General features: G+C 33.9%; 20 protein-coding genes and 1 rRNA gene. 19 read left to right on the forward strand and 2 right to left on the reverse strand.

Features of this window, described 5'->3' with window-relative positions; genetic code table 11:
* From rrf to LQ693_RS04875, 3 genes are all read left to right on the forward strand, one after another.
* A 5S ribosomal RNA gene (gene rrf / locus LQ693_RS04865) occupies positions 1-89 on the forward strand; the annotation flags it as partial.
* Between the two features lie 87 nt (positions 90-176).
* Positions 177-614, forward strand: coding sequence for a hypothetical protein (locus LQ693_RS04870; RefSeq protein ID WP_232339621.1), 438 nt, complete (start codon positions 177-179; stop codon positions 612-614).
* A 57-nt stretch (positions 615-671) separates the two neighbouring features.
* Positions 672-2,075, forward strand: coding sequence for an FUSC family protein (locus tag LQ693_RS04875; RefSeq protein ID WP_233670824.1), 1,404 nt, complete (start codon positions 672-674; stop codon positions 2,073-2,075).
* Positions 2,076-2,102: 27 nt separating this feature from the next.
* Here LQ693_RS04875 and pdxR read toward each other — a convergent pair whose 3' ends face one another.
* A complete protein-coding gene (pdxR, locus tag LQ693_RS04880) occupies positions 2,103-3,491 on the reverse strand; it encodes a MocR-like pyridoxine biosynthesis transcription factor PdxR (protein WP_107565220.1) in 1,389 nt (462 codons plus the stop codon).
* A gap of 111 nt (positions 3,492-3,602) precedes the next feature.
* On the opposite strand from pdxR, the gene pdxS reads away from it, so the two are divergent.
* Both pdxS and pdxT read left to right on the forward strand, forming a co-directional pair.
* Positions 3,603-4,490, forward strand: a complete 888-nt coding sequence (gene pdxS / locus LQ693_RS04885) for a pyridoxal 5'-phosphate synthase lyase subunit PdxS (RefSeq protein WP_025904838.1) — start codon at positions 3,603-3,605, stop codon at positions 4,488-4,490.
* A 1-nt stretch (position 4,491) separates the two neighbouring features.
* Complete coding sequence (pdxT, locus tag LQ693_RS04890; RefSeq protein ID WP_103360788.1) at positions 4,492-5,067, forward strand: pyridoxal 5'-phosphate synthase glutaminase subunit PdxT; 576 nt, start codon at positions 4,492-4,494, stop codon at positions 5,065-5,067.
* Positions 5,068-5,122: 55 nt separating this feature from the next.
* Here pdxT and LQ693_RS04895 read toward each other — a convergent pair whose 3' ends face one another.
* Positions 5,123-6,343 (reverse strand): NupC/NupG family nucleoside CNT transporter, encoded by a 1,221-nt coding sequence (locus tag LQ693_RS04895; protein WP_103360789.1) that lies wholly within the window; start codon positions 6,341-6,343, stop codon positions 5,123-5,125.
* A gap of 175 nt (positions 6,344-6,518) precedes the next feature.
* Between LQ693_RS04895 and LQ693_RS04900 the strand changes: the two genes are divergently transcribed.
* The 14 genes from LQ693_RS04900 to LQ693_RS04965 all read left to right on the forward strand — a co-directional run bounded on the left by LQ693_RS04900 (position 6,519) and on the right by LQ693_RS04965 (position 20,197).
* Positions 6,519-6,980, forward strand: coding sequence for a CtsR family transcriptional regulator (locus tag LQ693_RS04900; protein WP_025904841.1), 462 nt, complete (start codon positions 6,519-6,521; stop codon positions 6,978-6,980).
* Positions 6,981-6,994: 14 nt separating this feature from the next.
* Positions 6,995-7,531 (forward strand): UvrB/UvrC motif-containing protein, encoded by a 537-nt coding sequence (locus LQ693_RS04905; RefSeq protein ID WP_025904842.1) that lies wholly within the window; start codon positions 6,995-6,997, stop codon positions 7,529-7,531.
* Positions 7,532-8,539 (forward strand): protein arginine kinase, encoded by a 1,008-nt coding sequence (locus LQ693_RS04910; protein ID WP_025904843.1) that lies wholly within the window; start codon positions 7,532-7,534, stop codon positions 8,537-8,539.
* Positions 8,540-8,555: 16 nt separating this feature from the next.
* A complete protein-coding gene (locus LQ693_RS04915) occupies positions 8,556-11,018 on the forward strand; it encodes an ATP-dependent Clp protease ATP-binding subunit (protein ID WP_107572780.1) in 2,463 nt (820 codons plus the stop codon).
* A 155-nt stretch (positions 11,019-11,173) separates the two neighbouring features.
* A complete protein-coding gene (gene radA, locus LQ693_RS04920; protein ID WP_025904845.1) occupies positions 11,174-12,544 on the forward strand; it encodes a DNA repair protein RadA in 1,371 nt (456 codons plus the stop codon).
* A gap of 22 nt (positions 12,545-12,566) precedes the next feature.
* Entirely contained in the window at positions 12,567-13,625 is a 1,059-nt protein-coding gene (locus LQ693_RS04925; RefSeq protein WP_103360791.1) for a PIN/TRAM domain-containing protein, read from the forward strand.
* Position 13,626: 1 nt separating this feature from the next.
* Entirely contained in the window at positions 13,627-14,313 is a 687-nt protein-coding gene (gene ispD, locus LQ693_RS04930; protein ID WP_107572781.1) for a 2-C-methyl-D-erythritol 4-phosphate cytidylyltransferase, read from the forward strand.
* On the forward strand, positions 14,306-14,785 hold the full coding sequence (ispF, locus tag LQ693_RS04935) for a 2-C-methyl-D-erythritol 2,4-cyclodiphosphate synthase (protein ID WP_107572782.1): 480 nt from the start codon (positions 14,306-14,308) through the stop codon (positions 14,783-14,785). The genes ispD and ispF overlap by 8 nt, the downstream gene beginning before the upstream one ends.
* 15 nt (positions 14,786-14,800) lie before the next feature.
* On the forward strand, positions 14,801-16,255 hold the full coding sequence (gene gltX / locus LQ693_RS04940) for a glutamate--tRNA ligase (RefSeq protein WP_107572783.1): 1,455 nt from the start codon (positions 14,801-14,803) through the stop codon (positions 16,253-16,255).
* A 253-nt stretch (positions 16,256-16,508) separates the two neighbouring features.
* Positions 16,509-17,150: a serine O-acetyltransferase gene (cysE, locus tag LQ693_RS04945; protein WP_025904850.1), complete on the forward strand. Its 642-nt coding sequence runs from the start codon at positions 16,509-16,511 to the stop codon at positions 17,148-17,150.
* Positions 17,134-18,537 (forward strand): cysteine--tRNA ligase, encoded by a 1,404-nt coding sequence (gene cysS, locus LQ693_RS04950; RefSeq protein ID WP_107572784.1) that lies wholly within the window; start codon positions 17,134-17,136, stop codon positions 18,535-18,537. The genes cysE and cysS overlap by 17 nt, the downstream gene beginning before the upstream one ends.
* A gap of 13 nt (positions 18,538-18,550) precedes the next feature.
* Complete coding sequence (locus tag LQ693_RS04955; RefSeq protein WP_162841903.1) at positions 18,551-18,940, forward strand: Mini-ribonuclease 3; 390 nt, start codon at positions 18,551-18,553, stop codon at positions 18,938-18,940.
* Positions 18,933-19,679, forward strand: coding sequence for a 23S rRNA (guanosine(2251)-2'-O)-methyltransferase RlmB (gene rlmB, locus LQ693_RS04960; RefSeq protein ID WP_025904853.1), 747 nt, complete (start codon positions 18,933-18,935; stop codon positions 19,677-19,679). The genes LQ693_RS04955 and rlmB overlap by 8 nt, the downstream gene beginning before the upstream one ends.
* Entirely contained in the window at positions 19,679-20,197 is a 519-nt protein-coding gene (locus LQ693_RS04965; protein WP_025904854.1) for an NYN domain-containing protein, read from the forward strand. The genes rlmB and LQ693_RS04965 overlap by 1 nt, the downstream gene beginning before the upstream one ends.
* Positions 20,198-20,263 lie beyond the last annotated feature (66 nt).

Raw genomic sequence — 20,263 nt, forward strand, 5'->3', positions numbered from 1 at the left:
ACCTGTTCCCATGCCGAACACAGAAGTTAAGCTCTTTAGCGCCGATGGTAGTTGGGCTTACGTTCCGCGAGAGTAGGACGTTGCCGGGCAAATGTTTATAAATGGATGCGATGAGTCGCACTCGAGACCTGTTAGGTCTCTTTTTTTTGCTTGAAAATTGTGAGAGGAGATATGACATGAAAAAATATTTTGAAGTGATGTTTAAAGTGAATAAAAATAATTTAGCAACTAAAAAAGCATTTATGCAAGCCATCATTGTTTTTATCATTTTAGCTGGAAGTGTATTACTTGGAAGATTCGATCTAGGACTAACTGCGTTATTAGGATCATTTAGTAATATATACATTATTAATGGATCATATCCTTCACGAATTAGAAAAGTTATAGCAGTTTCTATAGTATTAAGTATTTGTATCATGTTAGGAACGATTACAATCACGATTCCATTTTTATATGCATTAGTATTAGGACTTATAGGGATGATAGGTCATTTCGTTTTAAAAGCTTTTCAAATACCTGGTCCTTCTTCTTTATTCTTTGTACTTACATATAGTGTAGCTTCTATTATGCCAATTATGCCTGAGGATTTCCTGAACAGAGGATTACTTGTTTGAGGATTACTTGTTTTATGTGGGGGTATTGTTAGTACAATTGTTGTAATAATTGATGCAATGTTTAATCATAAAAAGCCGGAAGCTGAAAGTGTATCAAATATTTATAAGAATTTAGCAATTTTAACTGGAAATTTTAGTGGGAAAAAATTTGATGATGCACGTAGTAATACTTTAAATGCGATACATCATGCAACAAATACTTTAACAACTGCTAATGCTTTTTGGAATAAAACGCATGGTTATAATAGAATGTTGCAGTTAAAAGGGCGTGCTGAAGCTATATGGTCTGCCTGCTTAGAATTATCGTCTAAAGGTTATGAAGTGTTACCAAAAGAAATAAGTGAAGCACTTACTTATATTCAGCTTAGAATTGCAGGTAGTGAATCTGCTCAATATGTACCGATTGAATATGATGGAGAAAGCTCTTACATAAAGTCATTAGCTGAATTAATTAATGATACAGTCATGATTCTTAACGATAAGAATTTGCAATTTGATAAACAAATTAAATATAGAAAACCGATGTACTCAAGAATTATTAAGGAAAATTTATCAAGAGATTCATTAGTTTTAATGTCTTCTATGCAATATGGAATTATATTATTTACTTCAGTTATCATCGCATTTGGTATGGGGTTTGAAAGAGCTTATTGGATACCAATATCTTGTTGTTCTGTATTATTAGGTTCATCATCACTCTCTACAATCCAAAGAGCATTGCAAAGAACAGTAGGTACAATTACGGGTATGTTAGTTGCAATTTTAATTTTAGCATTTGAGCCTAATACATGGACGATTGTCATACTAATGGCTATCTTGATGGGAACAGCTGAGTTATTAGTCGCATTTAATTATACAATTGCAGTCACATTTATTACACCGAATGTTCTTTTAATGTCAGCAGCAATCACTCAACATTTCGATACATATTTAGTGATGCCAAGAATTGTTGATGTAGTAATAGGTTCAGTAATAGGTTTAATTGGTGTACTAATAGTAGGAAGAAATCAAGCGTCTAAAAAATTACCTAAGACGATTAATAATACGTTAAAACTACAAGCAAGTTTGTTACATGCAATATTTTCTTCTAATAAGTATCATCATAATATAGCAAAATCAAAAATCATCACAGATTTGCACACTGAAATCATGAATACGAAGGCAATGTATCAAGCTGCGTTGAATGAAATGGATAACAAAGTTAAAAAGATTGAATATGTTTATCCGATTATATTTACAGTTGAACAATTAGCATTTACGTTAGAAAGAGCTTATGCACAAGGTAAGATTACGACGCTATCAGATCATGACTTAGGACTTTATTTAACGACATATGAGAATATTTGTAAGAAAGTGGTCTTTAATGCAGACTATGAAAAAATTGATTTACCAGAATTAAAAGAATATACAAGCATTAGAAATGAATTAATGAAATTACAAAGTTTAAGTCATAGCAAATAAAAAAAGACTTCATTGCGAAGTCTTTTTTTATTTGGTTAAACATTCTATTAAACTATTGATATGTGTTTTGGCATCTTCAATATTAATACCACCGAATCCGAGAACAAAGTGAGGTTTCTCATCAGTTTGTTTAAAGCGATAATGAGAGAGGGGTTTAATATCGATATTGCATGCTTCAATTCTTCTTATACATTCCTCTAAAGATAAACCATTATGAACATTTAATATAAAATGCATTCCCGTTAATTCCCCTGAAATCGAAAAGGTTTCAGGATATTTTTTGAGTTGTTCGAGTATAATATCTCTTTTAGTTCGATATATTTTTCTCATGCGATTTAAATGTCTTTCGAAATGACCTTCATTCATAAACCTTGCTAACATATATTGGGTATGTCTTGGTACGGTGCCACCTTCTATGTTTGTCTTTTTGTGATATAAAGCAATTAAATTTTTCGGAAGTACAGCATAGGCCACTCGCAATGAAGGCGAAATAGATTTAGAGAACGTACTGACATATATAACGCTATCTGAATGATCTAAACTTTGTAGTGCTGGTATCGGCCTTCCACTATATCTAAATTCTGAATCATAGTCATCTTCAATAATAAATCGATTGTCTCGTTCTGAAGCCCATTTAATGAGTTGTGTTCGTCGTTTTAAGTCCATAATGACACCAGTTGGAAATTGATGACTAGGTGTTATATACACAACATCACTATCCGTCTTGATAATTTGCTCTATATCAATCCCATTTTGTGTAACTGGAATAAAATCAAATGGGATATGTTTTCTTTTTAATAGATCTCTCACTTGTTTGTATAGAGGATCTTCAATCATATATTTAGACTCTGAAATGATATCCGTAATAATGGATAATAACTGCTCTGTTGACGACCCAACGACAATTTGATCTGGTGAACAATTTACGCCACGGCTATGAAAGACATAATAACTGATTTCTTTTCTTAGATTAAAATCACCTTGCTTATGGCCACTATCTAATAAATCTATTTGTTGTTCATCAAATGCTTCTTTAGCGTATTTTCTAAAAAGGTCATTCGGGAAATGCGTTTTGTCTATTGCACCTAATTTAAAGCTATATTGATACTTTTGTTCTTCTATGTAGTGAGCTTCAGGAATTTTCGTTTTATAGGTTACCGGTAGATTAACGATGTCATTAATATAAAAGCCAGAACGATTTTTACTATAGATATAACCTTCATCGCAAAGTAGCTGATAAGCGTGTTCTATCGTTGTTTGACTTACCGATAAATAATGACTTAATTGCCTTTTTGAAGGTAATTTTTCGTTATACCTCATAACGTCGTTAATAATATTTTTTTTGATATTTTCATATAGTTGTATGTATATAGGCGTATTAATCTTCCTATTGATGTTGAACATGAGCATTTCCATTTTATTCACCTCGAAAACTGACCACTAATTATTTGATAAATCTGACTCTTTTACCAGTTCAGAATTTAGTATAACCTACTAGTAAGCGATTTAAAAGGAGGAAGTTTTACGATGTCAAAAATTACTGGTTCAGATAAAGTTAAAAGAGGTATGGCAGAAATGCAAAAAGGTGGCGTAATCATGGATGTGGTTAATGCCGAACAAGCTAAATTAGCTGAAGAAGCAGGTGCTGTTGCTGTAATGGCATTAGAACGCGTACCATCTGATATTAGAGCAGCTGGTGGGGTAGCAAGAATGGCTGACCCACGTATTGTAGAAGAAGTTATGAATGCTGTATCTATTCCTGTTATGGCTAAAGGTAGAATTGGTCATATCACAGAAGCACGTGTATTGGAATCAATGGGCGTAGATTATATTGATGAGTCAGAAGTGTTAACACCAGCAGATGAAGAATATCATTTGAAAAAAGATGAATTTACAGTGCCATTTGTTTGTGGTTGCCGTAATTTAGGTGAGGCTGCACGTAGAATTGGTGAAGGTGCTGCAATGTTACGTACGAAAGGTGAACCAGGAACTGGTAATATAGTTGAAGCAGTTCGTCATATGAGACAAGTGAATGCAGAAGTACGTAAATTAGTTGTGATGAGTGACGACGAAATTATGACTGAAGCTAAAAATATTGGTGCACCATATGAAGTATTAAAAGAAATTAAAGATCTAGGTCGTTTACCAGTTGTAAACTTTGCAGCAGGTGGGGTAGCAACGCCAGCTGATGCTGCATTAATGATGGAATTAGGCGCTGATGGTGTATTCGTTGGATCTGGTATCTTTAAATCTGAAGCACCAGAAAAATTTGCTAAAGCTATTGTTCAAGCAACTACACATTATCAAGATTATAAATTAATTGCTGAATTGTCTAAAGAATTAGGACCAGCTATGAAAGGTTTAGACATCAATCAATTATCATTAGAAGAACGTATGCAAGAGCGTGGATGGTAATATGAAGATAGGTGTCCTAGGTTTACAAGGTGCTGTAAGAGAACATATTAAGCATATTGAAAAAGCTGGCCATGAAGGTATTACAATTAAGCATGTAGAGCAGTTAGATGAAATTGATGGTTTAGTCTTACCTGGTGGAGAATCAACGACTATGCGTCGTTTAATGGATTTATATTGCTTTACAGAAGCACTAAGAAATAGTTCCTTACCTATGTATGGAACTTGTGCGGGGTTAATACTTTTAGCGAAAGAAGTAGTTGGCCAAGAAAGTCATTTAAATAAATTGGACGTTGTTGTTGAGAGAAATTCATTTGGTAGACAAGTAGATAGCTTTGAACAAGATTTAGATGTTAAAGGTATTGAAGAAGCGGTTAATGCAGTATTTATACGTGCACCTCACATACAATCAGCTCATGAAGGTGTGGAGGTATTATCTAAGGTTGAAGATAGAATTGTAGCTGTAAGACAAAATCAATACTTAGGTATTTCATTCCATCCGGAACTTACTGAAGACTACAAAATTATGGCGTATTTCATTGAAGAAATCGTAAAACAATATCAAATAGAACAAGTATAATAAACAAAAAAGCAGTCTACAGAACGATTATTGTTCTGTAGACTGCTTCTATTTATTATAAGAAAAATCCTGCGATTGTAGCTGATAAGAATGATACTAATGTTGCACCGTATAATAATTTAATACCGAAGCGTGCGACATTATCCCCTTGTTTATCATTTAATGATTTAACAGCACCCGCGATGATACCAATAGAACCAAAGTTTGCGAATGAAACTAAGAATACTGAAATGATACCATTTGCTCTTTCTGAAATATCTGCATCAGGTAGAATACCCATCGCAACAAATTCATTTGAAAGAACTTTAGTAGCCATAATACTACCTGATTGTACTGCATCTGCCCAAGGAACCCCTGTTAAGAAAGCGAATGGTGCAAATACAAATCCAATTAATGTTTGGAAGTCCCATGAAACTGTACCACCAGAAACGAAACTTAAAATGTTAGACGTAACACCATTTAATAGTCCGATTAATGCAACATAACCGATTAACATTGCTGCTACGATAACGGCAACTTTGAAACCATCTAAAATATATTCACCTAACATTTCGAAGAATGATTGTTTTTCTTCTGATTCTTGAATCATGATGTCGTCTTCTTTTGGATCTACTGTATATGGATTAATAATGGATGCCATAATAAATCCACCAAATAAGTTTAATACGATAGCTGTTACAACGTATCTTGGTTCAACCATCGTAAAATATGCACCAACGATTGATGCAGATATAGTAGACATAGCTGAAGCTGTTAATGTATACATACGATGTTTAGGAATTAATGGAAGTTGTTTTTTGATAGAAATAAACACTTCTGATTGACCTAAAATTGCAGATGCGACCGCATTATATGATTCTAATTTACCCATACCATTAACTTTAGAAATGACTAAACCTAAATATTTAATGATAAGAGGTAAGATTTTAAGGTATTGTAAAATACCGATAAGTGCTGATACAAACACAATTGGCATTAATACGTTAAGGAAATAAACTGAAACAGGCTTATCTGTCTTAGGATCGATATTTGCAATACCCGCAAATACGAAGTTTATCCCTTCCATAGCTTTTGCTATGATGTAGCCAAAACCACTTGAAATACCACCTATGATAGTTAATCCACCTGTTGTTTTTAATAATAAGAAAGCAAATATAAACTGGATTACGATCATTAATCCTATATACTGCCATCTGACACGCATTTTATCAGAGCTTACTAACCATGCTAGAAATAGGAATAATAAGATACCGATAATCCCGATAATATAATGCATAATTGACACACCTTTCCCTTCGTTTATACTCAATCATAACCTACCTTATATGATAACTTATTTCTTTTGAAAGCGGTATAAAATTTTAAAAATTTTTAAAGAAACAAATTAATTGAAATAATAAACAACAGAACATATAATATAGTCAAAGAAGGTCAAAAGAGGTGATGAATTAATGCACAACATGTCGGATATCATTGAGCAATACTTAAAGCAATTGCTAGAGGAGGCTCAAGGAGATGTCGTTGAAATTAAACGTGCACATATTGCTGAAAAGTTTGATTGTGTACCTTCCCAATTAAACTATGTTATAAAAACAAGATTTACAAATGAGCACGGATACGCTATTGAAAGTAAAAGAGGCGGCGGTGGTTACATTCGTATTTCAAAAGTTGAAACGAATAGTCAATCAGCATTCATTAGACATCTAATTGAATTGACAGGCGATCAAATCTCACAAGCAAATGCATTTAGAATTGTGGATGGTTTGTATGAAAATGACTTAATTACAGATAGAGAGAAAAAAATGATTGTTCAAACGCTTCATAGAGATACATTGCAAATAGAAATACCATATAGAGATATTATTCGAGCAAATATATTGAAACGTATACTTGCCGTCATACATTATAGTTAAAAAGGAGTGACAGTATGCTTTGTGAAATTTGTGGTAAAGAAGAAGCAACAATTCAATTAACATCAACAGGTAAGAAACATAAAACAGAACAATGGATATGTAAAAACTGTGCTTCAGAACATTTTTATTTCCAAGATGATCATATGAGTGATCAAAATTTGGACCAAGAATTTGTTGTGAACCAATTTCTACAATATTTAGTAGGTAAACATGGTATTAACTTTAAACAAGTTCAACCACAAGAAGAAAAGCACTGTCCTACTTGTGGCATGACTTTAACAGATATTGCTAAAGTTGGTAAGTTTGGTTGTCATGACTGCTATGAAACTTTTAAAGATGATGTACCGCAAATTATTAGAAGAGTTCAAGCGGGCAGTGGGGAGCATACAGGTAAAATACCTGTATCTTCAAGAAGTAAAATACAACTCAAACAACAAATTGCTGAGAAAGAAAAAATACTCCAAGGCTTAATTGAAGAGCAAGCCTTTGAAGATGCAGCAGTTGTAAGAGATGAAATAAAAGCATTGAAAGCAGAAGGTGAGGTCGAGTAAATGGAAGAGCATATGAATGAACATATTAGCGATTGGATGAAAGAAACAGAAGACACGCCAATTGTCATGAGTTCTAGAATAAGACTTGCACGTAACCTTCAAGACGAAGTTCATCCGCTCAAATATGAAGAAGATGACGAAACAGGCAACAAAGTAATAGAAAAAGTGAGTAAAGCATTATCAGAATTGAAATTGACGAAGTTATCAGATTTAAGTGAACTAGATCAGAATAAACTCGTGTTCAAACATCTTATTAGCCCAGCTCTGACAAAACAGAAATTTGGTGCAGTATTATTAAATGAAGATGAATCAACAAGTGTTATGATCAACGAAGAAGATCACGTTAGAATACAAGTTATGGGTCACAATCTCGTGCTAAACGAGTTGTATGAAACAGCATCTAAATTAGATGATGAGCTTGATAAACATCTAACGATTTCATATGATGAACAGCACGGATTTTTAACGACTTGTCCAACGAACATTGGAACAGGGTTAAGAGCGAGTGTTATGTTGCACTTACCTGGCTTAAGCATTATGAAACGTATGAAACGAATTGGACAAGCTATCAATAGATTCGGATATACTATTCGAGGTATTTATGGTGAAGGTACAGGTGCACTTGGTCATGTGTATCAAATATCCAATCAATTAACACTTGGTAAGACTGAAGAAGAAATCATTGAAGATTTAACTCAAATTGTTGAACAAATCATTAGTGAAGAAGAACAAATTAGACAAAGACTTGATCGCTTTAATCATATGGAAACAAAAGACAGAGTTCATCGTGCGAAAGGTATATTGAAATCTGCACAATTAATATCTGTTGAAGAAGCTTCATTAAGATTAAGTGAAATGAAACTGGGTATAGATTTAGGACATATCGAGAGTAATAACTTTAATTTTGATAATTTAATGGTTACAATACAAACACCATTCTTTGAAGGTAATGACTCGGAACAATCTGTAGATGAACAAAGAGCAACCTTTTTAAGAGAACATATATAAAATAGGAGGTTAGTTTATGCTATTTGGTAGATTAACAGAACGTGCGCAACGTGTATTAGCGCATGCACAAGAAGAAGCAATGAGATTGAATCATTCAAATATAGGTACGGAACATTTATTATTAGGTTTAATGAAAGAACCTGAAGGCATTGCAGCAAAAGTGTTAGATGCTTTCGGTATTACTGAAGAAAAAGTAACAAAAGAAGTTGAAAACTTAATTGGCCAAGGTCAAGAACAAGTTGGTGCGATTCATTACACACCAAGAGCTAAGAAAGTAATTGAACTTTCAATGGATGAAGCAAGAAAGTTAAACCATACATTTGTTGGAACAGAACATCTATTACTTGGATTAATTCGTGAGAACGAAGGTGTGGCAGCACGTGTATTTGCTAATTTAGATTTAAATATCACGAAAGCAAGAGCACAAGTTGTTAAATCATTAGGCAGTCCAGAACAAGGTTCAAAAAATGCTCAAACGACTAAAAATCAAGCAACACCAACTTTAGATGGATTAGCAAGAGACTTAACAGTCATCGCGCAAGATGGTACGTTAGATCCAGTAGTTGGTCGTTCAGATGAAATTACACGTGTCATTGAAGTGTTAAGTAGAAGAACTAAAAATAATCCGGTATTAATCGGTGAACCAGGTGTCGGTAAAACGGCTATCGTTGAAGGCTTAGCACAAGCAATCGTACAAAACGAAGTACCAGAAACATTAAAAGGTAAACGCGTTATGTCATTAGACATGGGTACTGTTGTAGCAGGTACTAAATATCGTGGTGAATTTGAAGAAAGACTTAAAAAAGTAATGGAAGAAATTCATCAAGCAGGCAATATTGTGTTATTCATCGATGAGTTACACACACTGATTGGTGCAGGTGGAGCAGAAGGTGCTATCGATGCATCAAACATCTTGAAACCAGCATTAGCTCGTGGTGAACTACAATGTATCGGTGCAACTACATTAGATGAATACCGTAAATATATTGAAAAAGATGCTGCATTAGAACGTCGTTTCCAACCTGTAACAGTTGATGAACCAAATACTGAAGATTCAATTGCGATTTTAAAAGGTTTGAGAGATCGTTACGAAGCGCATCACCGTATTAATATTTCAGATGAAGCGATTGAAGCGGCCGTTAATATGAGTGACCGTTACATTTCAGATAGATTCCTACCTGATAAAGCAATCGACTTAATCGATGAAGCAAGTTCTAAAGTAAGACTTAGAAACTATACAACACCTCCAAGTCTTAAAGAACTTGAATCAGAATTAGAAACAGTTAAGAAAGAAAAAGATGCTGCCGTACATTCTCAAGAGTTTGAAAATGCAGCTAATTTAAGAGATAAACAAACAAAACTTGAAAAACAATTAGAAGATACTAAAAACGAATGGAAAAAAGTACAAGGTGAGAAAAACACTTGTGTAACTGCTGAAGATATCGCAGTCGTTGTCGCAAATTGGACAGGTATTCCAATTACGAAATTAAACGAAACTGAGTCAGAGCGATTACTAAACTTAGAAACTATCTTACATGAACGTGTAATCGGTCAAAACGATGCAGTTAAATCTATTTCTAAAGCAGTAAGACGTGCCCGTGCTGGTCTTAAAGATCCTAAGAGACCAATTGGTAGCTTTATATTCTTAGGACCAACAGGTGTTGGTAAAACTGAACTTGCACGTACATTAGCTGATGCAATGTTCGGTGAAGAAGATGCTATGATCAGAGTGGACATGAGTGAGTTTATGGAGAAACACTCTGTCAGTCGTTTAGTAGGTTCTCCTCCAGGTTATGTAGGTCATGATGATGGTGGACAATTAACTGAAAATGTAAGACGTAAACCATATTCGGTTATCCTATTTGACGAAATTGAAAAAGCACATCCAGATGTATTTAATATCTTGTTACAAGTGTTAGATGATGGTCATTTAACAGATTCTAAAGGTCGTAAAGTAGACTTTAGAAATACTGTCATTATCATGACATCAAACGTTGGTGCACAAGAATTACAAAATGCTAAATTTGTTGGATTCGGTGCTAAAGAAAGTGGACCGGATTACGAAACTATCAGGAAAACAATGATGGATGAATTAAAACAACAATTTAGACCAGAATTCTTAAACCGTGTAGATGATATTATCGTCTTCCACAAACTTGAAAAAACACATCTTAAAGAAATTGTGAATAAAATGGCTGGTAACTTAACGAAACGATTATCAGAACAAGGTATTCACATTACGCTTTCAGATTCAACACAAGAAAAAATTGCTGATGAAGGATTTGATCCAGAATATGGTGCAAGACCATTAACACGTGCTATTCAAAAACACGTCGAAGATAATTTAAGTGAATTAATCTTATCTGGACAAGATTTAGTAGGTAAAGATGTCATTGTAGATTATAGAGATGATGAATTTAAATTCGATTTATCAGATCATAAGGAAGATAAAGAAGCAGAAGAAACTTCAAAAGCTTAAAAATCAACAATGTTAATTTAATATTATAATGAGTCCGCAAGCTATTTATCATAATAGTTTGCGGGCTTTTATATTGATTTTAAAGTATATTAATTTGTTTTTAATGTCAGTCAAGTTTAAAATATAACTATTCAATTAATACGGAGGTAACATGAATGGCCAAAAAGAAAGTAATATTTGAGTGTTTAGCCTGCGGATATCAATCTCCAAAATGGATGGGGAAATGCCCTAATTGTGGTGCATGGAACCAAATGGAAGAATCAATAGAACATAAAGAAACTAAAGGTCCTAAAAATACATTCAAGTCAGATGTACCCGCACAAAAAATAGAAAAATTAAAAGACGTTAAAGAAGAAGATACACCTAGAATTAAGACAAAAATCAATGAATTTAATCGCGTTTTAGGTGGCGGTGTTGTAGAAGGTTCGCTTGTACTCATTGGTGGTGACCCTGGTATTGGTAAATCCACATTATTATTACAAATTTGTGCGGCTTTATCTCAACAAAAAAATGTCTTATATGTTTCAGGTGAAGAATCTGTAAGACAAACAAAATTAAGAGCTGAAAGATTAGTTGAAGATTCAGGAGAATTAAATGTTTATGCTGAAACGAATTTAGAGATTATACATAGTATGGTTCAAAAAGAAAAACCAGATGTATTAGTAATAGATTCCATTCAAACTGTCTTCCACCCTGAAGTCACTTCTGCGCCAGGTTCTGTTTCTCAAGTTAGAGAATGTACACAAAATTTAATGCACATCGCAAAACAAATGAACATTGCTACATTTATTGTTGGACACGTAACGAAAGATGGACAAATTGCTGGTCCACGTTTGTTAGAACATATGGTAGATACAGTATTATATTTTGAAGGCGATACACATCATGCATACAGAATATTAAGAGCAGTCAAAAACCGTTTTGGTTCAACAAATGAAATGGGTATTTTTGAAATGAAGCAAACGGGTCTTAACGAAGTTAAAAATCCGTCTGAAATGTTCTTAGAAGAAAGAACGAAACATGTATCGGGTTCGACTATTGTGGCAACTATGGAAGGTACGAGACCTATTTTAGTTGAAGTACAAGCTTTAGTGACGCCAACGACTTTTCATAATCCACGAAGAATGGCAACAGGTATTGATCACAATAGATTAAGCTTATTGATGGCTGTATTAGAGAAGAAAGAGAATTTCTTATTACAACAACAAGACGCATATATCAAAATTGCTGGTGGTGTAAAATTAAGTGAACCCGCAGTAGATTTAAGTATTGTTATCGCAATAGCTTCAAGTTTCCAAGATAAACCTACTAAAGGTGATGATTGTTTCGTAGGAGAGGTTGGCTTAACAGGTGAAGTAAGAAGGGTTGCTAGAATTGATCAACGTGTACAAGAAGCGGCTAAATTAGGGTTTAAACGTATTATCATACCTAAAAATAATATTAAAGGTTTAGAATTCCCTGAAGGTACAGAAGTAATTGGCGTATCAACAACAAGAGAAGCATTGAAAATTGCTTTTAATGCATAATTAACCATTAGGAGGTTAACGTATGAAAATTTTAAAAGGACTAATCATACTGTGTTATTTAGTCATAGGTTCCTCACTAGGCATTATGGTGATTCCAGAACTGATTAATGCGTTTAGTATTCAACCCGAACAAGTACTGACCAATCCGTATATCGATGGTCTTATAGGTGCGGTTGTTATTTTCCTATTGTTTGGGTTTTTGATTGATAAGATTGTAGACATGGCTGATCAAGGAGAAAAATATTTATTAAAAAGGAGTATTCTTGAAATATTCTTCGCCACAGTTGGTGTCATGATAGGCTTAATGATCGCGGTTATGGTTTCGTTTATATTAGAAATGATCGGTGCACCAGTTCTGAAACATATTTTACCTATTATTATTGCTGCTTTTTTATGTTATCTAGGCTTTCAGATTGGTTTGCAAAAGCGAGAAGAAATATTACGATTATTTCCAGAAAGTATATCAAATTCTTTAACGAGACAAACAACTTCAAAATACGCCAAAATTTTAGATACAAGTGCCATTATTGACGGGAGAATATTAGACGTCGTGAAGTGTCATTTTATAGATGGAGAAATTCTCGTACCTCAAGGTGTAATTGAAGAGTTACAAGTCATTGCAGATGCTAAAGACAGTGTTAAACGCGATAAAGGACAACGTGGGTTAGATATATTAAATGAATTGAAGAAAACGGATTTCTCGATTTCAATTATTGAACCAACGTCTACACATAAAGATGTAGATGCCCTTTTAATCAATTTAGCTAAGCGATATCAAGCAAGTATTATTACAACAGATTATAATTTGAATAAAGTATGTGCATTTCAAGGTATAAAAGTTCTAAATGTAAATGATTTATCAGAAGCGATTAAACCAGTACTACACCAAGGGGATATTTTCGATTTATTAATTACGAAAATAGGTAAAGAAGATGATCAAGGTGTTGGTTATCTTGATGATGGTACAATGGTCGTCATTGAAAAAGGGCGAGAATATATAGGAAAGACAATTCCTGTTGAAGTGATGAGCTTACTACAAACTTCCTCTGGTAGAATTATATTTGCGAAGAAGGTGTCATAAATTGGGGTTTACGACAATCATTCCTGCAGCTGGACAAGGTAAAAGGATGGGAACTGAAATCAACAAATTATTTCTAGAAATTAACGGTGAAACAATTATTCGTCAAACTGTTGCCGTGTTTCAAGAAATAGATTCATGTGAACAGATTTTTATTGCTGCACATCCAGACGAAGTTGAATTAATGGAAGACCATTTAAAGGACTTTAGTAAAGTTGCTGGTGTTATTCCAGGTGGTCAAGAAAGACAACATAGCATTAATGAAGTTTTGAAAGTATTGATTGATACTGAAGTTGTAATGGTTCATGATGGTGCAAGACCATTTATTACACAAGAAAAAATCAATCAATTATATCAAAATGCCTTAACAAAAGATGCAGTGATTTTAGCAGTTCAAGCTAAGGACACAATTAAGCAAGTTATCGATGGTGTTGTTGAACAAACTTACGATCGCTCAACAATGTGGCAAGTTCAAACACCTCAAGCGTTCAAAAGAGACATAATTTTAAAAGCTTATGAACAAGCAGAAGCACAAAATTATTTAGGTACAGATGATGCTTCGTTAGTAGAGAGAGCAGGGTATAAAGTACACATATCAAATGGTGATTACGACAATATCAAAATTACAACCCACGAAGATTTAATCATTGCACATTCTATACTAGAGAAGCGAGGTATTTGCGATGTTTAGAATAGGTTACGGTTATGATGTGCATGAATTTGATCCGACAAGACCATTGATCATTGGTGGTCTTGAGATTGAACATACACATGGTTTAAATGGTCACAGTGATGCAGATGTGTTGCTCCATGCAATTACGGATGCTATTCTAGGTGCTGCAAGTCTAGGAGATATAGGAAAGCTATTCCCAGATACAGATCCAGCTTTTAAAGATGCAGATTCAAAGTTATTGCTTAAAGAATCTTATGAACAAGTTTTGAAAAAAGGATATAAACTTGGGAATGTAGATGCTACAATTGTAGCGGAACAACCTAAATTCAGGCCTTATATAGATCAAATGCGAAGTGCAATTGCTTCAGTATTAGACGTGTCTATTGAAGATATAAATGTAAAAGCAACAACGAATGAAAAATTAGGATTTCTAGGAAGAGAAGAAGGCATACAAGCACAAGCTGTGGTATTATTAACAAGTAAAGAATAAAACAGGAGTGAGACGATGAGTAACAAAGTAAGAGTAAGATACGCGCCAAGTCCGACTGGTTACTTACACATCGGTAACGCAAGAACCGCATTATTTAACTATTTATTTGCGAAACATTATAATGGGGACTTTGTTATACGTATTGAAGATACAGATATAGCCAGAAATTTAGAAGACGGAGAAGCATCACAATTTTCTAACCTTGAATGGTTAGGCTTAGATTGGGATGAGTCTGTTAATAAAGACGGAGGATACGGTCCATATCGTCAATCTGAACGTGGCGACATTTATAAGCCATTAATTGAAAAATTATTAGCTGAAGATAAAGCGTATAAATGTTATATGACTTCAGAAGAATTAGAAGCAGAACGCGAAGAGCAAATTGCAAGAGGTGAAATGCCTCGTTATGGTGGTAAACACGCACACTTAACAAAAGAAGAACAAGAAGCATTTGAAGCAGAAGGTAGACAACCAAGTATTCGCTTTAGAGTGCCACAAGATAAAGAATATAAATTCGATGACATCGTTAAAGGTGAAGTATCATTTGATTCAAATGGTATCGGCGACTGGGTAATCGTTAAAAAAGATGGTATTCCAACTTATAACTTTGCAGTTGCGATTGATGATTACTACATGGAAATTTCACACGTTATTCGTGGTGATGACCATATTTCAAACACACCTAAGCAACTTATGATTTATGAAGCGTTTGGATTCGAGCCTCCACAATTTGCGCATATGACATTAATCGTTAATGAAGAGCGTAAAAAATTAAGTAAACGTGATGGTCAAATTCTACAGTTCATCGAACAATATAAAGATTTAGGTTATTTACCTGAAGCAATCTTTAACTTTATTGGTTTATTAGGATGGTCTCCTGAAGGCGAAGAAGAAATCTTCTCTAAAGAAGAATTTATTAAGATCTTCGATGAAAAACGTCTTTCTAAATCACCAGCATTCTTTGATAAGAAAAAATTAGAATGGATTAATAACCAATACATGAAAGAAAAAGATTCTGAAACAGTCTTTGAAATGACAATTCCTCACATGGTTAAAGCAGGTCTATTACCTGAAAGTCCATCTGAAGCTGAATTATCTTGGGCAAGAGACTTAGTAGGTTTATATCAACAACAAATGAGTTATGCTGGAGAAATTGTTCCTTTATCTGAGTTATTCTTCAGAGAACATCTTGATTTCAGTGATGAAGCACAAGAAGTCTTAGATGGTGAACAAGTTCCAACTGTTATGGCTGAACTTGTGAAACAACTTGAAACTTTAGAGCCATTTGAACCAGCAGAAATTAAAAAATCAATTAAAGCTGTTCAAAAAGAAACAGGCATCAAAGGTAAACAATTATTTATGCCTATACGTGTTGCTGTTTCAGGTCAAACTCATGGCCCTGAATTGCCGAATACAATTGCGTTGTTAGGTCGATATAAAGTACTTAACAGATTAAAACGTTTTGTTTGATTTTTTTAGAACGAGAAATTATTATATAAATGACTTAAAGGACAAGTAGATTAGATAATGTGAAATTAGAGAGTACATGGTTGCTGAAAATGTGCCACATTACTTAAGCGAATGCACCTTTATTACAAATATGATGATGTTAATATTTAAAAGAGTGAGCATTTTTTAATGCTAAAAAGAGTGGAACCGTGCAAAAAGGCACCTCTAGCAATTATTGTTAGGGGCGCTTTTTGTTATCTGAGGGGGGATTTAAATGTTTAAACGAGTCAAAGATGATATTCAAATGGTATTTGATCAAGACCCTGCAGCAAGATCTTCATTTGAAGTCGTTATGACTTACTCAGGACTACATGCTATATGGAGTTATTTGATCGCTAATTGGTTCTTTAAGAAAAAAATGTACTTTATAGCAAGATCGATATCTCAAATTGCTCGATTTTTCACAGGAGTTGAAATTCATCCAGGTGCTACAATCGGCAAGAGATTATTCATCGACCATGGCATGGGTATCGTAATAGGTGAAACATGTCGTATCGGCAATAATGTAACAATCTACCAAGGTGTAACACTCGGTGGGACAGGTAAAGAACGCGGAAAAAGACATCCAGACATAGGCGATAATGTACTGATAGCTGCTGGTGCAAAAGTATTAGGTAATATTGAAGTCGGCAACAATGTGAATATTGGCGCGAACTCAGTCGTTCTCAAAGATGTACCAGATTATTCAACAGTAGTTGGTATTCCAGGTAGAATTGTTAAACAAGATGGATTGAAAATTGGTAAGAACTTTAATCATACAAATTTACCAGACCCAATATATGAACAATTAAAAGAATTAGAACGTCAACTTGAAAAGACGAAGAATGGAGAGATTGTTGATGATTACGTTATATAATACGTTAACAAGACAAAAAGAAGAATTTATTCCTATCGAAGAAGGAAAAGTAAAAATGTATGTATGTGGACCGACAGTTTACAACTACATTCATATTGGTAATGCAAGAGCAACAGTAGCATTTGATGTCGTAAGAAGATATTTAGAATACCGTGGCTACGATGTACAATATGTATCTAATTTTACAGATGTTGATGACAAATTAATCAAAGCTGCAAATGAATTAGGTGAAACAGTTCCGGAAATTGCGGATCGTTTTATTGAAGCATTCTACGAAGATACAGGTGCTTTAAATTGTAAACGTGGAACAGCGAATCCAAGAGTAATGGATCACATGGATGATATTATTGCGTTCATAGCTGTATTAGTCGAAAAAGGCTATGCATATGAAAGCGGTGGTGACGTTTATTATCGTACAAGACGTTTTGATGATTACGGTAAGTTGAGTCATCAATCATTAGATGATTTAAAAGTTGGCGCTAGAATAGAATCAGGTGAACAAAAAGAAGATGCGCTAGACTTCACTTTATGGAAAAAAGCTAAACCAGGCGAAATTAAATGGGTTAGCCCATGGGGAGAAGGTAGACCAGGTTGGCACATTGAATGTTCTGTAATGGCACAAGTTCATTTAGGCGATACGATTGATATCCATGCTGGAGGAACAGATTTGCAATTCCCTCACCACGAAAATGAAATTGCTCAATCAGAAGCACACAATGATAAGACATTCGCGAATTATTGGATGCACAATGGCTTTGTAAATATTAACAATGAAAAAATGAGTAAATCATTAGGTAACTTTATTTTAGTTCATGACATTATAAAAGAAATTGACCCTGATGTATTAAGATTCTTTATGGTAGGTGCGCACTATAGAAATCCAATAAACTATGATTTAGAACTTGTACAAGCAGCTAATAGAGGTTTAGAAAGAATTAGAAACAGTTATCAATCGTTAGTTGATAGATCGCAACATGCTGTATTAGAAGAAGATGAAACAGAACAACATATCGAACGTATTAATGAAATATTAAAAGACTTTGAAACATCTATGGATGATGATTTCAATACAGCTAATGCAATGACTGCATGGTATGACTTGAATAAATTAGCTAATAAATATTTACTTGAAAATACAACTTCTACAAAAACAATTAATCGTTTCAAAGAAGTGTATGAAATCTTTAGTGAAGTTCTCGGTGTACCTTTAGTAGGTAAACAACAAAATGAATTGCTTGATGAAGAAATTGAAGCATTAATTGAAGAACGTAATGAAGCAAGAAAAGCTAAGAATTTCCAAAGAGCGGACGAAATTAGAGACGCACTAAAAGAACAAAATATTATTCTTGAAGACACAGCTCAAGGTGTGAGGTTTAGACGTGGATAAATTAACAATTAAAATGTTAAATCCGTTATCCTTAGCTTACATGGGTGATTCGATATTAGATACGTATGTCAGAAAACATATTATCCTTAAAATAAAAGGGAAACCTAATCGATTACATCAATTGTCTAAACAATATGTTTCTGCAAAGGGACAAGCTTATGCACTTAATATTTTGATAGAGAATGAATTTTTTACAGAAGAAGAATTAGAAATTATTCAACGAGGTCGTAATGCAAAAAGTTATACGAAAGCGAAGAATACAGATATTCAAACGTATAGAAAAAGTTCAGCGATTGAAGCGGTCATCGGTTATTTATTCTTAATAGATGAAACAGAACGCTTAGAAGAACTCGTTAATAAAATGATTGAAATAACAGAAGAAAGGGTGGGAGCCAATGGATGAATCGATTATAGTTGGTAGGCATGCAGTCAAAGAAGCGATAACTTCAGGTCATACGATTAATAAAATATTAATTCAAGAAGGTATCAACAAGAAACAAATTGGTGAAATTTTAAAAATTGCAAAATCTGAAAAAATAGTCGTCCAAACTGTACCTAAATCAAAAATTGACTATTTAACAGATGTTCCACATCAAGGTATCGCGGCTCAAATTGCGCCATATCCATATAAAGAATTAGAAGATTTCATTTCAGAAACTAAAGATATTGACCATGTACCGTGCTTATTGATGTTAGATGGTTTAGAAGATCCGCATAATTTAGGTTCTATTATGAGAACAGCTGATGCAATAGGTATTGATGGCATTATTATTCCGAAGAGAAGATCCGTGCAGTTAAATGCAACAGTAGCAAAAGCTTCAACAGGTGCCATTCAACATGTTCCAGTTATTCGCGTGACGAATTTACCGCAAACAATTGAAAGACTTCAAGAAGTAGGATATTGGGTCGCAGGTACAGATGCAAAGAATGCGACTGATTATAGACAAATGGATGCTGGAATGCCACTTGTTATCGTTATAGGCAGTGAAGGCGAAGGTATGAGTCGATTAGTGAAAGATAAGTGTGATTTTTATATTAAATTACCAATGGTTGGACACGTTAATAGCTTAAATGCTTCTGTTGCAGCGAGTCTGCTTATGTATGAAGTTTATAGAAAAAGGCATCCAATAGGACAATCATAATGAAAGATATCTATTTAATTATTGATGGCTATAACTTAATAGGACAATCAAACGAATTGTCTTCCATTGCTCAAGTTTCTTTAGAAGAAGCGAGAGATAAATTGTTAATCACACTTATCAATTATAATACCCAGCATGATGGTGAAATGATTGTTGTTTTTGATGCATATGGTGTAGAAGGTACTGAATCAGTAGAATTTAAGCACGGTGTGAAAGTTGTTTATACGAAAGGGAAAGAAACAGCAGATAGTTATATCGAAAGACTAACGTATGAATTATATCGAAAGCATATTACGCATATTACAGTAGTCACAAGTGATATGAGTGAACAACATGCTATTTTTGGTTCAGGTGCGTATAGAATCTCATCTAGAGAAATGTGGTCAACAATTGCAAATCAAGAATCTGTTGTAACAAAGCATCTATCAGAAATTAAAACTAAGACGCCTAGAAATAGATTGAACTTGCCAGATGAAGTATTACAGCAATTTGAAAAATGGAGAAGAAATAATCGATAAATATGATTTTTTGGAGTTTGATTTATAAGGAACGCGCTCTGTAAAATATGCTCAAAACAATAACAA

Source organism: Mammaliicoccus sp. B-M6 (assembly GCF_022386965.1).
Taxonomy (GTDB): Bacteria; Bacillota; Bacilli; order Staphylococcales; family Staphylococcaceae; genus Mammaliicoccus; species Mammaliicoccus sciuri_A.